Annotated in this window: 11 protein-coding genes and 1 pseudogene; all 12 read left to right on the forward strand. The window is 44.3% G+C overall.

Annotation, left to right across the window (positions count from 1 at the left end; translation table 11 throughout):
* The first annotated feature begins 85 nt into the window (after positions 1 to 85).
* The 12 genes and pseudogenes from dnaA to ACJ67_RS00060 all read left to right on the forward strand — a co-directional run bounded on the left by dnaA (position 86) and on the right by ACJ67_RS00060 (position 13817).
* Complete coding sequence (gene dnaA, locus ACJ67_RS00005; protein WP_049637358.1) at positions 86 to 1510, forward strand: chromosomal replication initiator protein DnaA; 1425 nt, start codon at positions 86 to 88, stop codon at positions 1508 to 1510.
* A gap of 268 nt (positions 1511 to 1778) precedes the next feature.
* Positions 1779 to 2882, forward strand: a complete 1104-nt coding sequence (dnaN, locus tag ACJ67_RS00010) for a DNA polymerase III subunit beta (RefSeq protein WP_049637359.1) — start codon at positions 1779 to 1781, stop codon at positions 2880 to 2882.
* A gap of 79 nt (positions 2883 to 2961) precedes the next feature.
* Positions 2962 to 5367: a DNA topoisomerase (ATP-hydrolyzing) subunit B gene (gyrB, locus tag ACJ67_RS00015; RefSeq protein WP_049637360.1), complete on the forward strand. Its 2406-nt coding sequence runs from the start codon at positions 2962 to 2964 to the stop codon at positions 5365 to 5367.
* 259 nt (positions 5368 to 5626) lie between these two features.
* Entirely contained in the window at positions 5627 to 6031 is a 405-nt protein-coding gene (locus tag ACJ67_RS00020; protein ID WP_049637361.1) for a helix-turn-helix domain-containing protein, read from the forward strand.
* A 203-nt stretch (positions 6032 to 6234) separates the two neighbouring features.
* Positions 6235 to 6858, forward strand: a complete 624-nt coding sequence (locus tag ACJ67_RS14890) for a hypothetical protein (RefSeq protein ID WP_197080634.1) — start codon at positions 6235 to 6237, stop codon at positions 6856 to 6858.
* Positions 6855 to 8198, forward strand: a complete 1344-nt coding sequence (locus ACJ67_RS00030) for a DDE-type integrase/transposase/recombinase (protein ID WP_049637363.1) — start codon at positions 6855 to 6857, stop codon at positions 8196 to 8198. Before ACJ67_RS14890 ends, ACJ67_RS00030 begins: the two co-directional genes overlap by 4 nt.
* Positions 8195 to 8812, forward strand: a complete 618-nt coding sequence (locus ACJ67_RS00035; protein WP_049637364.1) for a Mu transposase C-terminal domain-containing protein — start codon at positions 8195 to 8197, stop codon at positions 8810 to 8812. Before ACJ67_RS00030 ends, ACJ67_RS00035 begins: the two co-directional genes overlap by 4 nt.
* The gene (locus tag ACJ67_RS00040; RefSeq protein ID WP_049637365.1) at positions 8809 to 9807 is read left to right on the forward strand and encodes a TniB family NTP-binding protein; all 999 of its coding nucleotides are present in this window, start codon (positions 8809 to 8811) and stop codon (positions 9805 to 9807) included. Before ACJ67_RS00035 ends, ACJ67_RS00040 begins: the two co-directional genes overlap by 4 nt.
* A gap of 2 nt (positions 9808 to 9809) precedes the next feature.
* Positions 9810 to 10133, forward strand: a pseudogene (locus ACJ67_RS15200) (TniQ family protein); the annotation flags it as partial.
* Positions 10134 to 10232: 99 nt separating this feature from the next.
* Complete coding sequence (locus tag ACJ67_RS00045; RefSeq protein WP_049637366.1) at positions 10233 to 11630, forward strand: hypothetical protein; 1398 nt, start codon at positions 10233 to 10235, stop codon at positions 11628 to 11630.
* A gap of 62 nt (positions 11631 to 11692) precedes the next feature.
* Entirely contained in the window at positions 11693 to 12118 is a 426-nt protein-coding gene (locus ACJ67_RS00050; protein ID WP_049637367.1) for a hypothetical protein, read from the forward strand.
* A gap of 505 nt (positions 12119 to 12623) precedes the next feature.
* Positions 12624 to 13817 (forward strand): DNA cytosine methyltransferase, encoded by a 1194-nt coding sequence (locus ACJ67_RS00060; RefSeq protein ID WP_049637369.1) that lies wholly within the window; start codon positions 12624 to 12626, stop codon positions 13815 to 13817.

A 13817-nucleotide genomic window follows, 5' to 3' on the forward strand; every position in this document is an offset into this window, starting at 1 on the left:
GGCAATTATAACTAAATAAATGCAAAACACCTGAGACACAGAAGCAGGATGTTTATTGCTGACTTTTTAAAAAAGCACTGGAGCAATGGAAAATTTTTGGGCTTATTGTTTGCTCAAGTTCGAACAGGAACTGTCTGCACAACAATACAATACCTGGATTAAACCGCTTAAGGCACGCGTTAATGGCGAAGCTGTACAAATTGTTGCGCCCAACAAATTTGTCATGCAATGGGTCAAGAGCAAATTTTTCAATCGTATTGCAACCATTGCCAATGAATTATCCCCAACTGCCATCGTTGAGCTGATTGTGGATAGCAGCGAGCAGGCTGCGATTGTCAGCGGCCAAACTCTTGCAAAATCGCCACAGACTACTGAATCAACTGTTGAGAGCACTATCACTGCAGCTGCCACGCAAAAAACAAACAACCGCGTGATAGACAAAAAGCCTGTCAGCAGCCGGGCGCCCGCCAGACATCTTAAAAACGAAAAAAACAGTGGCCTCAACGACAGTTTCCTGTTTGATAATTACGTCACAGGCCGTGCCAACCAGCTTGCGCGAGCAGCAGCCATTCAGGTGGCCGGCAATCCCGGCCAGGCGTATAACCCATTGTTTATTTACGGCGGCGTCGGCTTGGGTAAAACACATCTGTTGCAAGCAATTGGTAACGAGCTGAAAAAAATCAAACCAGAAGCCAATATTCGTTACCTGCACGCAGAACGATATGTTTCTGATGTGGTGAAGGCTTACGAAAACAAAGCATTTGACGAGTTTAAACAGCAATATCACTCATTGGATTTATTGCTAATTGATGATATCCAGTTCTTTGCCAAAAAAACCCGTACGCAGGAAGAGTTCTTTTATGCGTTTAATACTCTGATCGAAGAGAAAAAACAGATCGTCATTACCTGTGATACCTATCCAAAAGAGATTGTGGATATGGACGAGCGGTTGCGTACGCGCTTTAGTTGGGGATTGACGGTGGCAGTAGAGCCGCCCGAACTGGAAATGCGCGTCGCGATTCTGCGCAAAAAAGCAGAAAACCTGAATATTGATCTGCACGAAGATGTGGCTTTCTTTGTTGCCAAACAAATCCGCTCCAGCGTGCGTGAACTGGAAGGTGCACTGAACCGGATTATTGCCATGGCCAACTTTACCGGCCATGCCATTGACGTGCACCTAGCCAAGGATGCCCTGCGTGACCTGATTGCCGTGCGTGGCCGACAAATCACCATCGAAAATATACAGAAGACAGTCGCTGATTATTACAAGATTAAAGTCAGCGATATGTTTAGTAAAAAGCGTTCACGTAATGTGGCCAGGCCACGCCAGGTGGCGATGTCTTTGGCCCGTGAACTGACCAATCACAGCTTCCCGGAAATCGGGGAAGCCTTTGGTGGACGGCATCACACCACGGTGATGCACGCCTGTGAAGAAATCGAACAATTACGCTTGAATGACCAAACACTGGCACGCGATATTGGTTTGCTGACGCAAGTCATCCGTGATTAAAAAACTTGTTTGGTTTAAATTTAGGCTGAGGAAAGCTGTGGATAACATGAGAATGAGGTGTGTTTAAATATTGCGTATAGACAAGATAAATTCGGTTTACAATATTAGGCACAAAAGATGCATGTTTAAACCGCAATTTATACACAAGCTAATCTGTCTGTAAGTGTTTGAATAACATTGATTTTTAGAGTTACCCACAAAAAAGTGAAACATTACTATTAGTCTTATCTTTTATATATTGAAATAAAGTTATTAATCAGGTCAGGCCATGCAAATCAAAATCAACCGTGAGGTTTTGCTCAAACCCCTCAACAATGTGACTGGTATCGTAGAACGCAGACACACACTGCCTATCCTTTCTAATCTGTTGGTGAACATCAAACAACAGGAAATGCATCTGACAGCGACCGATCTGGAAATGCAGATTTCACTGAAAGTGCATGGTGGGATAGAAGGTGAATTGAGTACGACCATTTCAGCCAAGAAATTGCTGGATATCTGCCGCTCATTGCCTGATAGCACGACCATAGAAATGAATAATCAGGATAATCGCATCACACTGAAAGCGGGCAAAAGCCGGTTTAACCTGCAAACTTTGCCAGCAGCAGATTATCCATTGATGAGCAAAGCCAGCGGACAAAACATCAGTTTCAGTCTGGCCCAATCGGAACTCAAGCGCTTGCTCAAACAAGTCGAGTTCGCCATGGCACAACAGGATATCCGTTACTATTTGAATGGCCTGTTACTTGAAGTGAATGGCAACCAGTTACACGTTGTAGGCACTGACGGACATCGCTTGAGTTACACCAATACCACACTAGACCAGGACTTTGAAAAAACCGAAGTGATCCTGCCACGTAAAACGGTATTGGAATTGACCAAATTGCTGGATGAGCAATCAGATAGCCCCGTGGTGATTGATCTGCTGAATGGCCAGGTCAGTTTTGAGTTTGGTGATATCCAGCTGATCAGCAAAGTGATTGACGGTAAGTTCCCGGATTACAACCGCGTGATTCCTACCGGACACCAGAATACATTTATCGTAAATCGTGTGGCGATTTTGAGTGCGTTGCAACGTGCTTCTATTTTGTCCAACGAAAAATACCGCAGCATTCGCATGGTGATCACCAATGGTCTACTCAAGCTAATCAGTACTAACACTGAGCAGGAAGAAGCGGAAGAAGAACTGGAAATTGATTACAGCAAAGTGGCACTGGATATCGGTTTCAATGTCACTTACCTGATTGATGTACTCAACAATCTGAGTGATGAACAGATTGAATTTGCGTTTGCTGATGCCAACAGTAGCTGCCTGATCACTGCCGCCAGTGATGCCAATTATAAATACGTAGTGATGCCAATGCGCATATAATGCATGCTTGCATGTTTCACGTGAAACATGCAAGGCATTGATTATTCATGTCTTTTAATCTCAATTAAAGAAGCTTTTTATGGCACAGCCACAAGAATATAACTCAGACAGTATCAAGATTTTGGAAGGGTTGGACGCCGTCCGCAAACGTCCAGGCATGTATATTGGTGACACGTCAGATGGTTCTGGTTTGCACCACATGGTATTCGAAGTGCTTGATAACGCCATTGATGAAGCGTTGGCTGGGCATTGTGACGATATTAAAGTCATCATCCATCCGGATAATTCCATCAGTATTTCTGATAACGGCCGTGGGATTCCTACTGATATCAAAGACGATGATAAACACGAACCCAAGCGTTCTGCCGCTGAAATCGTGATGACCGAATTGCATGCCGGGGGTAAGTTTGACCAGAACTCCTACAAAGTGTCTGGCGGTTTGCACGGCGTGGGTGTGTCTGTGGTGAATGCTTTATCTGACTGGCTAAAACTCAAAATTTACCGCAAAGGCAAAGTACACCAGATGGAGTTTCATCGTGGTGTGCCACAAGCGCCTTTGGCAGTCACAGGCACAACTGATAAAACAGGCACCGAGGTACATTTCCTGGCGTCTGTAGATACTTTTGTGCTGGTTGAATACCACTTTGAAATTCTTGCAAAACGGATTCGTGAACTCTCGTTCCTCAACAATGGCGTCAAGATCGAGTTGATAGATCAACGTAATGGCAAGTCAGAAAACTTTGCCTTTAGCGGTGGCGTTAAAGGATTTGTGGAGTACATGAACCGCACCAAGACTGTGTTGCATCCAAAAGTGTTTTACGCGATTGGTGAAAAAGACAATATCACAGTTGAAGTGGCCATGCAGTGGAACGATAGCTACTCAGAAACGGTGCAATGTTTCACCAACAACATTCCACAACGCGATGGTGGCACGCATCTGACTGGCTTGCGTACCGCAATGACGCGTACGCTCAATCAATATATCGAGCAAAACGAGTTTGCCAAAAAAGCCAAGGTAGAAACCACAGGCGACGATATGCGTGAAGGCATTACCTGCGTATTGTCGGTCAAAGTGCCCGATCCTAAATTTAGCTCACAAACCAAAGACAAACTGGTCTCCAGCGAAGTACAGCCGGTAGTGTCTGAGATTGTCGCTGCCAAATTGGCTGAGTTTTTAGAAGAAAACCCGGTAGATGCCAAGATCGTTTGCGGCAAGATTGTAGAAGCGGCCCGTGCCCGCGAAGCTGCGCGTAAGGCGCGTGAAATTACCCGTCGTAAAGGCGTCATGGATACCATGGGTTTGCCGGGCAAACTGGCCGACTGCCAGGAAAAAAATCCAGCGCTCAGCGAACTCTACCTCGTTGAGGGTGACTCTGCGGGTGGTTCAGCCAAGCAGGGCCGTGACCGTAAGTTCCAGGCCATTTTGCCGCTTAAAGGTAAAATTTTAAACGTTGAAAAAGCCCGCTTTGATAAACTGCTAGGGTCGGCTGAAATTGCCACGCTGATTACCGCGATGGGGACCGGCATCGGCAAGGATGATTTCAATCTGGAAAAACTGCGTTACCACCGCATCATCATCATGACCGATGCGGACGTTGACGGCGCGCACATCCGTACCTTGTTGCTCACCTTCTTCTACCGCCAGATGCCTGAGCTGGTGGAAAACGGCCATATCTATATTGCGCAACCACCTTTGTACAAAGTGAAACAGGGCCGCGATGAGCGTTACCTCAAAGACGAACACGAGCTGGATGAATACCTGCTCAATTCCGCGTTACGCGATGCCATTCTGGTCACCAAAGAAGGTGGTGAAATCCTCAAGGATGACGCGCTGAACAGCATCGCCAAGCAAATGGTACTGACTGAAGCCGTCATCCGCCGTATCGCTAACCTGTATGATGAAAGCGTGTTGCGTGCTATCCAGGATTTGGGCGATATCAATTTGAGTACGGAAGCAGCTGCCAATAGCGTGGCAGAAAAATTGCGTCCTATTCTTGGGGCCGTGGGTTCTGAAGTCATCGTGGCACAAGATACAGAGACCAGCGCCTATCGCCTTGAAGTGAACAAATACGTACACGGTAACCTGCAAAGTTGCGTGATTGATGCCGAATTTTTAGGTAGTGGTGATTACCGCCAGATCAACCGTACTTCACAAATGGTCAACAACCTGTTGGGTGAAGGTGCCATGATCAAGCGCGGTGAAAAAGAGCAAAAGGTAACGACCTTTAAACAGGCGTTAGACTGGTTGTTGGGTGAAGCCAAACATAACCTGAATATTCAGCGTTATAAGGGTTTGGGCGAGATGAACCCGGAGCAGTTGTGGGAAACGACCATGGATCCTACTGTGCGCCGCCTGCTTAAAGTGCAAATTGAAGACGCGATCGGGGCTGATGAAATCTTCACTACACTCATGGGCGATAATGTTGAGCCAAGACGTGCCTTTATTGAAAGTAATGCACTGAGCGTCAGCTCCCTGGATGTCTAATGATTTATGTAGGTTCGCAGAAATAGTGAAAACTTTCGCACAATTGTGAAAACTTACGTTGTGCGAATTTAATAAAAAAGAAGGTTAATAAGTGAAGCTTTAAAAAATTTGGTTTTTTTAAAGCTTCCTATATAGGAAATTAAGTACAATAATTATATATTTCCTATATAAAACAATAACTTAACAAAAAATTTTGTTGAGAAAATAGTCCCGGTGATGTAATCTTCCTGTTCGAAGATTATTTAATCCGGGATTTTTTTTGAGCCCTTTCGCTGCACATCTTTATCAACTTCGCCAAAGACTTAAATTAAGTCAGCGAGAGCTTGCTGAGCAAGTTGGTTACGAGCAAGGTCTGATCTCCGCGTTGGAGCTAGATAAGAAATCCCCAACGGATGAGTTTGTAGAAAAACTTGTCTGCAGATTTAACTTGAGCTTGGTTGAAATAGAAGAATTGAGGAAGCTCGCCAGAATTTCTCAACGTAAATACGTTATTCCAGCAGAAACACCACCCGAAGCATTTCATATGCTGCATCGTTTAATGAATGCTTTACCAGAACTCCAATTATCCGAGATACGAATTTTTGAAGAAGTACTGAGCTTGCGAGAGCAAAGACCGCTTGCTTTAAAAAGTGTGAACGGCGAAGAGGGGAGGCCAAAAATGTAAAAGGGGACAAACTTTTCAGCTTGCCCCCTTGGCTTCAGAGTAGTGTCTAAAGACCACAGAACCTTAAGTATCTTCTCTGAGCCTTGCGGGCGTCAAGTAGTAAATTCAATTATCACCTCATAAAAAAATTAGGTTTTCACCTGATCAAAGGCTTTTTGCGCCTTAAAAATGAGGATGTTCTGACCTAACAGTAAGGACTGACTATGACTGCACGTAAGGCTGTAACCCGTTCAGGACGGGGAGTAAGAGGCTATAGCGCTTCACTGAAAATGAGAAAGATGATTCCATGGGAATCGACTTTAGAGCGTGATGCCATTCTGATTTTAGAGTTTTCTCATGAGGTAAAAAATTATTCAGCACAACCTCAAAAATTCTATTTCTACGAACATGATCAACAAAAATTCTGTTATCCGGATTTCAGGGCTTGCAGAGCAAATAAATGCATTACCCATATTGAAGTTAAACCATCAGCTAAATTGAAGTGCCCGATATTGAGAGCTCGACTGGCTGCAATTAAGAAAGCGCATGAGCAGCAGGATATAGATTACCAAATCTGGGATGAAACCTTCATCAGACAAGAGCCAAGATTAACGAATCTAAAACTCTTGGCTTATCACTTACCAGGGATCAATGACGATCTTAGCGATGCAGATGATGCATTCGAAAAACTCATCATTCTTCCTGCCAGGACTTTAGCCGGAGTGATTGCAATCTTAAAAGACGAACGCTTGGCCTATCAGTTATTAGCGCTTGGTTATTTGATCTGCGATCTCGATCAACCAATCACGATGGAAAGTGTGGTTTATCTTCGGGAGAGAGATCAATGAAACACTTTGCATTTAGGAAGGGACTGGTCTTTATCCGTGATGAAAAGAAATTCACTCTACTGCGACGTTTAATGGATGGCAGTTTTCAGCTGGAGAGTGAGGATGGTGAGCTAATCAAATGCAGCGAGGCTGAGATCATTCTTGGTTGTAGCCGTGGCGAGTGGGTCATTGACGACGCTGAACTTGAGGCCCCATTAGTCATCGACCCAAAAATTTCTCGAGATCTTTCGACTTTTTCAGAAGAGGAGCAGCGTAAGGCCAATAGGAAAGATGAGTACTTGAGGCGGGTCACTGGCGGGCAGAAGTTTGTGATGAATTACGAAAAGCTCGAAAAGCAAATTGCCCAGGTTGCAGTCGAGTTGAATGATCCTAATCCACCTAGTGCTCTTAGCCTGTATCGCTGGAATAGAAAGAAACAGAAAGGGCGTGGCAGTCCGGTGGATCTCGTTGATCGGTTTGAGCAACGAGGCCGCCGATTGAGTTGGAGCAAAACGGTCAAGGACATCGTGGATAAAGCGATTGAGGAGGTATATTTCAATCATCAGTTATATCCGAAGGTTGCTGTTTCAGAACTGGTTGAAACAAGGGTCGGACAGTGGGCAAAGAAGTTGCCGCCTGACAACGAAATCAAGCTGCCTTCGAAGTCATCAATTTACCGGTATATTGAGAAATTGGAGGCATACAATGTTGTCTCGAAAAGACTAGGAAAGTCGGAGGCTGATCTTAGATTTAGGAGCGTGAAGGGCAAGCAGATAGCAACACGTCTCTCGGAGCGTTGGGAGATAGATCATTCTCCACTAGATATCCTAGTCATTTGTGAGAAAAGTTTTAAGCCACTAGGGCGTCCGTGGCTGACGATTACCATCGATAAATACAGCCGGATGATTGTGGGCTTTTATCTGAGTTTTCGGGAGCCGTCCGCATATGCGGTATTGCAATGCCTGAAGCAAGCCATTTTGCCTAAGGATGAAATTCTAGCGGCGTACTCCGATATCAAAACACCTTGGCCAGCGAGAGGAATTCCAGAGACCATCGTGTGCGATAACGGCATGGATCTCCATGCCAATGCCTTAATTAGTTTCTGCCAGGAGTTGGGCATTCAAGTCCAGTTCTGTCCAGCGAAAACACCTCAATACAAAGGTTCGGTAGAGCGTGTCTTCCGCACAATTGAAGAAGGACTGATACATCAATTACCAGGTACCGTGTTTGCCAACATTGATGCGCGTGGTGATTACCCATCGGAAGAAAAAGCCAGTCTGACATTCAGTGATCTTCAACATCTGCTGATCAAATGGATCGTCGATGTCTATCACCTCACGCATCACAGGGGGTTAGTATGACTACACCTTTGGAAAAATGGCAGGCGGGGGAGCGTGAGCGGATTATCAAGCATCCGGCCGAACCTGCATTGTTAGAAGTCATTGCTGGCCATCAGGAAACACGACGTGTATTTCATTATGGCTTGGAGGTAAATGGGCTGCATTACAACAACGACCATTTACAAAAACTTCGTCGGCAGTATGGGGAGGAGCTCAAAGTCGACTTCAAGTATTACGAAGATGATATGGGTTATATCCACGTCTTCGATCCTTACGAAAAGCTTTACTTCAAGGTACATGCCATACATTTTGAATATGCTAATGGTTTGAGGCTGGTGCAACATCAATCCATTCCCAGTGCTTTGAGAGAGCAGCAAAAAGACCCTCATAACAGAGAACTCCTGCTTCAAAACAAACAGGAGCTACAGCAAATTGTGACGTCAGCGATTCACCATAACAAAATGGGGAAACGAAAACGGCAAGCTGTCTTGCGAGGTAAGGACAGCCGATTGCCAAAAGCGGAAGTATTCACTTTTCTGGAAGAGTCTTTTAACGAGGAGGTTACTGAGGAAATCGACTTACCAGATTTCGAGATAGGTGAGCGTAAAAGCAATCAGAGAGGGGAGGCCGAATGATTTCATCCTCTAAAAACCATCTGCGCAACGCTGTAACGCGTTTTTCTATTCGAAATAGGATCATCTCCTACCCGAGATTCAAAGAAGCGCTGGAGCTCATTACACGACTACATATGCGGTCATTAAATACAGACCACCATGGAGGTTTACTGATTACCGGTTTATCGGGTGCAGGAAAGAGCACGATCAGGAATGAATATGAAGGGCGATATCCGAGAAGGGATCTTGGTGAAATCACAGTCATTCCAGTTTTGACGGTAGATACGCCAGCCGGGCCGACCGTAAAAAACCTTGCGGAGTCCATTCTTGTTGCGCTCGGTGATCCCATGAGTCACCAGGGATCTGCAGAACATAAAACGCACCGTATTTATTATTTCCTCAAGCTCTGCAAAGTGGAATTATTACTGATTGATGAGTTTCAACACTTTGTGGAGCATGCGAAGCGCAATGAAACTTTGCGGGTAACGGATTGGCTTAAGAATCTGATTAACCAGGCACGCATTCCAGTGGTGTTATTTGGTTTACCCAATAGCGAGGAAATTCTCAGGTTAAACGTGCAATTGGCCAGACGGTTTTCTGCGAGGTATTACCTGCGGCCTTTCAGCATTTATGACGAGCAAGAGGTGAGGGAATACCGCGGGGTGCTTAAGGTTATTGAGAATGCGCTCCCTTTAACCACAGTGTCTTTGAGTAGTCCGGTAATGGCAAAGCGGTTCTATTTCGCCACCTATGGTCTGATTGACTACATCGGCAAAATTGTGGACGGTGCAGTGCTATTGGCATTGCTAGAGAACAGCCCAACCATAAAGGAAAAGCATTATGCGGATGCTTTTAAGGAAGAGGTGTGGCGAGATGTAGCTGAGAAGCTAAATCCGTTTTCCAACAACTCTAAGCTGAGGCCACTCGTCAAAGTCGGTGAGCCTTTTGAGCGAATGACCGATAGTCTTGTGATGAAGACACATAACGATGTATTGAAAGAACAGGCGGGGTTGTAGCTATGCCAGGTACTTTGATATTTCGCCCTCAACCATATGGGAATGAGGGGCTAAATGGGTATCTGCTTCGACTGGCAGACGGCAATCGCATCGCTCAAATTAAAAGTCTTTGGAAAGAAGTTGGTGGGGTTCAGGCTGGATTAGAAAAGCTTCTGGGAAATCCCAACATTGTTGGGAATACACGCCTCTTTAGACAAAGTGATCAAAAGGGTAATCGACCCATCTGGAATAGCAGTACGAGTCGCTTTTGTCCTGACTGTCTCCGGACATTGAATTATTGGAAACAAGATTGGGAGCTATCCCTAATGTCAGCGTGCCCTGTACATCGTTGCTTACTAGTTGAAGTATGCTCAAATTGCCAGCGTACTCTTAATTGGAGAAGAAAAAGCCTGCTACATTGCCAATGCGGTAGTGATTTGAGGCACATGAGTACGGAGCCAGCTGATGATAAAGAGATCGAGCTAGCACAAACACTATCAAACAAATTGCATGGCCAGGATTCACAAATTTTGAATCTGCAGCCATTAAATTTAAAGCAACTCCACTCCCTATTGGTCACATTAGGAGTCTATGCAAATCCAGAACGACGTATTGATTTAAGAAACCAGAGTATTAACTCTCAAAGCAGTGCTCGGTCGCTTATTCTTACTGCTAGTAAAGTGCTTTTTAACTGGCCTGATAGTTTTCATCAGATGTTAGATCAGATTCAGAAGGTGTCTGAGAAAAAAAACACCGCCCGCTTGGGAAAGCGTTTCGGAAAGTTTTACGAATATCTCTATACCAATTATAAGGGACCTGAGTTTGGGTTCTTGATGCATGAGTTCGAGAATTATCTTGAAAATAACTGGAAACATGCAATAGCTGCCAGAAACAAACGTTTATCCAGGCGACTAAGGAGTGGACACATCTGGGTTCCAGTCCATACCATGGCGGTAGAGCTCAATGTCAGTAGAAAGGCCATTTCATCACTTATCGAAACGGGGGAGATTGATAGTAGCCGCGTGAGAACAACCATGGGGAGGGAGGTGATTTGTATCAACCGTCTTCAACGCGAATTGATACGTAGCCTCATTCTTGATCGAGTAGATCTTAAAATGGCTGCTGAAATGCTTGGACTGCAAGAGAATAGAGTCTGCCAGCTATATGAGCATCACCTTTTAGGTAAGGTAATCCGCGCTAAAGAGAACGCAAGCGGACGCTGGCAACTATCCAGAAGCTCGCTTGAGCAGATTCTGATACTCGGTGCCAATTTGCCCGAGGCTGCCTCAGATGGTGATTTGATCGGGTTAAGACATCTGCTGCACTATGTCCTAAATAAGCCTTTTTTGTTTCCAAGACTTCTTATGTCGGTCATGAAAAAGGAAATTCTGCCGATTTCAGTTTGTAAACAAGAGCGAGGTCTTAGCGCTTGGCAATTTGAGCGTTCACATTTTAAACATTGGCATATCGAGCAGTTGAAAGGATCACGCAAAGGTGCTTTCACAATTCCAGAGGCTGCTAAGTATCTCAAAATCAAGCAAGAGGTGGCTTATCACCTAGTAGGTTCGGGTTATATAAAATGCGTGATGGAGGAGGATTCGCAGCTAAGGCTAGTGACTTTATCCAATTTGGAAGACTTCAAGCGCAACTACGTTTTTGGAGTCGAGCTAAGCAAGCAGTTAAGTATCAGCCCAAAACATCTCTGTGAGCTACTTGAGCACAATAATATATGGCCCATTAGTGGCCACGGAGTAGATGGAGGCCGACAAATTATCTACCGGAGAGATCTTGTACTTCAAAGAGCAATGAAGGATTTAGGGGAAATAATACCAGTGCGCAATTAACTGAGACTCGGATTTATTTATCCCATGAGAAACACTCATTCTGAAGAACGAGAAGGATATATATGGACCAAGAACAACATCCACAAGAACTAGTGCATTTAAGAAGCTTGCTTATCAGGAGATATATTTCGCGTACGGTCTCCGTGAGTCGTATCCGGCAAAAAAGTTTGAGCAACATAGTACGCTGGCGCTCCCAAGGAAGTGATTTCAAGATTTGGGATGAGTGGGTGAAGTTATTGATGGGAGGTAGCGACCAGCTTGTAATTGATGTGTTGACTAACGATGTTATGGGGAGACAGCGGGAATTGCACCGAGCCCCTGTGTATGTCGGTCTTATCAATCCGCAAATTAGGCAGTATATATTTTCCCGTCCACTGACGGATCTACCAACGTTGGAAGATCTGAAGAGGTTCGATGAGATTCAGCAAAAATTTCTTCAATTAGGTCAAAGTAAGCTGGTTTGCCAAATGCACCTCCCCTTGCCTTAGTGTGCAGTGGAGGCGGGCGTGATCGATAGTAGAGCATGAAACGAGCATTTTTGATTTTATATGATAGCCGGACAGATCCCCCTACCATGCATTAGACGCTGGTAGGGTTAATCGAGTTGGATGGAGTAGCTTGGGCGTTAGCTCATCAACAATTTCGTGAGTTACATGTAAAACAAGACTCCTACTCTGCCGGTTATTCTTCCATGGAGCTTAACAGAAGTAGTGATTTCCAGGAGAGAATAGAAAATTATCTCGAGCGGTCGTCATACCATGTATTCGATGGTGTTAGGGCTAAACGTGCTGGGTGGATGGCTTGGGAGACTGCTCATCAAAAATGGCTTCAGGAGAAAATCAGAATTAAAAATAATGTTATGAATTTACTGCTTAAGTTTTTGATATTTAAGGTGAATATTGGCCTACCTTCGTGACATAACTATATGCCAAATAAAAATCGATTTCTGCTAACATTAAGACCGAATAAATATAATAAAGTAATCAATTTGCGATGAGTAATAACCCCTTAAAATTTGCGAGTCTTTTTTCAGGATGCGGTGGTTTTGATCTTGGCTTTATTGAGCAAGGGTTTAAACCAGTTGGTGCTTATGACTCTGATTCGGATGCAGTTGAAAATTTTAAAGCTAATATTAGTAATGAGGTTTATAAAGTTGACCTCAATGATGGAGTTCCTAATAAGGAAGCCATCAAAGGTGTTGATGTACTGGTGGCAGGTCCTCCTTGCCAAGGTTTTTCGACGGCAGGAAAAAGAAGGTTAGATGATGAGCGTAATCATTTGTTGACTCTAACGGGTCATTTAGCAAAAGAAATTAAACCTAAAGTTTTAGTTGTTGAAAATGTCGCTGGTGCATTATCTGGCTTACATTCACGTTATTGGAATGAGCTAGATGAGACCATGAGGTCAGCTGGTTATAAAACCAACACAATCAAATGCCAAACCACTGATATTGGTATGGCACAAATTCGCAAACGAATATTATTCTTTGCATGGTCTACCGATCGCACTGTTGATTTTGATTTTCCAATTAAATCAGCGACAGATTTACGGTCAATTTTGGTAGGTGTTAACGAACAAAAAAACCATAATCCACGCATACTTGATTTAGAAAGTAAGGAGTGGAAAATTGCCAGAAAAATTAAACAAGGACAAAAACTCTCTAATGTACGAGGTGGTGATAACGCAATTGCCACTTGGGATATTCCAGATGTATTTGGAGTTGTCTCTGATGAAGAAAGAACTGTACTGGAGTTGTTAAGGCGTCTTAGAAGGCAAGAAAGAACGCGTGATCACGGAGATGCAGATCCTGTATCCATTGCACGTTTAGAAGCTGCTTTAGGTGAGCCCTTTCATCAGCTTATAGTTTCGTTGTTAGATAAAGGGTATCTCAGACGAGTTGATGACTGTATAGATTTAGTCGGTACATTTAATGGTAAATTTCGCCGACTTGCGTGGGACAAGCCAAGTTGTACAGTTGATACAAGATTTGGCTCACCACGATATTTTTTGCATCCTTCACAGGCGAGGGGATTTACCGTAAGAGAAGCTGCAAGGATCCAGGGCTTCAGTGATGAGTATATATTCCATGGTAATGAAAAGAGCCATTATCGCCTTATTGGAAATGCTGTCCCGCCTCCACTTGCTGCGATGGCAGCGAGGTTAGCTAAGCGTTTGCTAGGTACTTAA

This window comes from Methylophilus sp. TWE2 (assembly GCF_001183865.1).
Classification (GTDB): domain Bacteria; phylum Pseudomonadota; class Gammaproteobacteria; order Burkholderiales; family Methylophilaceae; genus Methylophilus.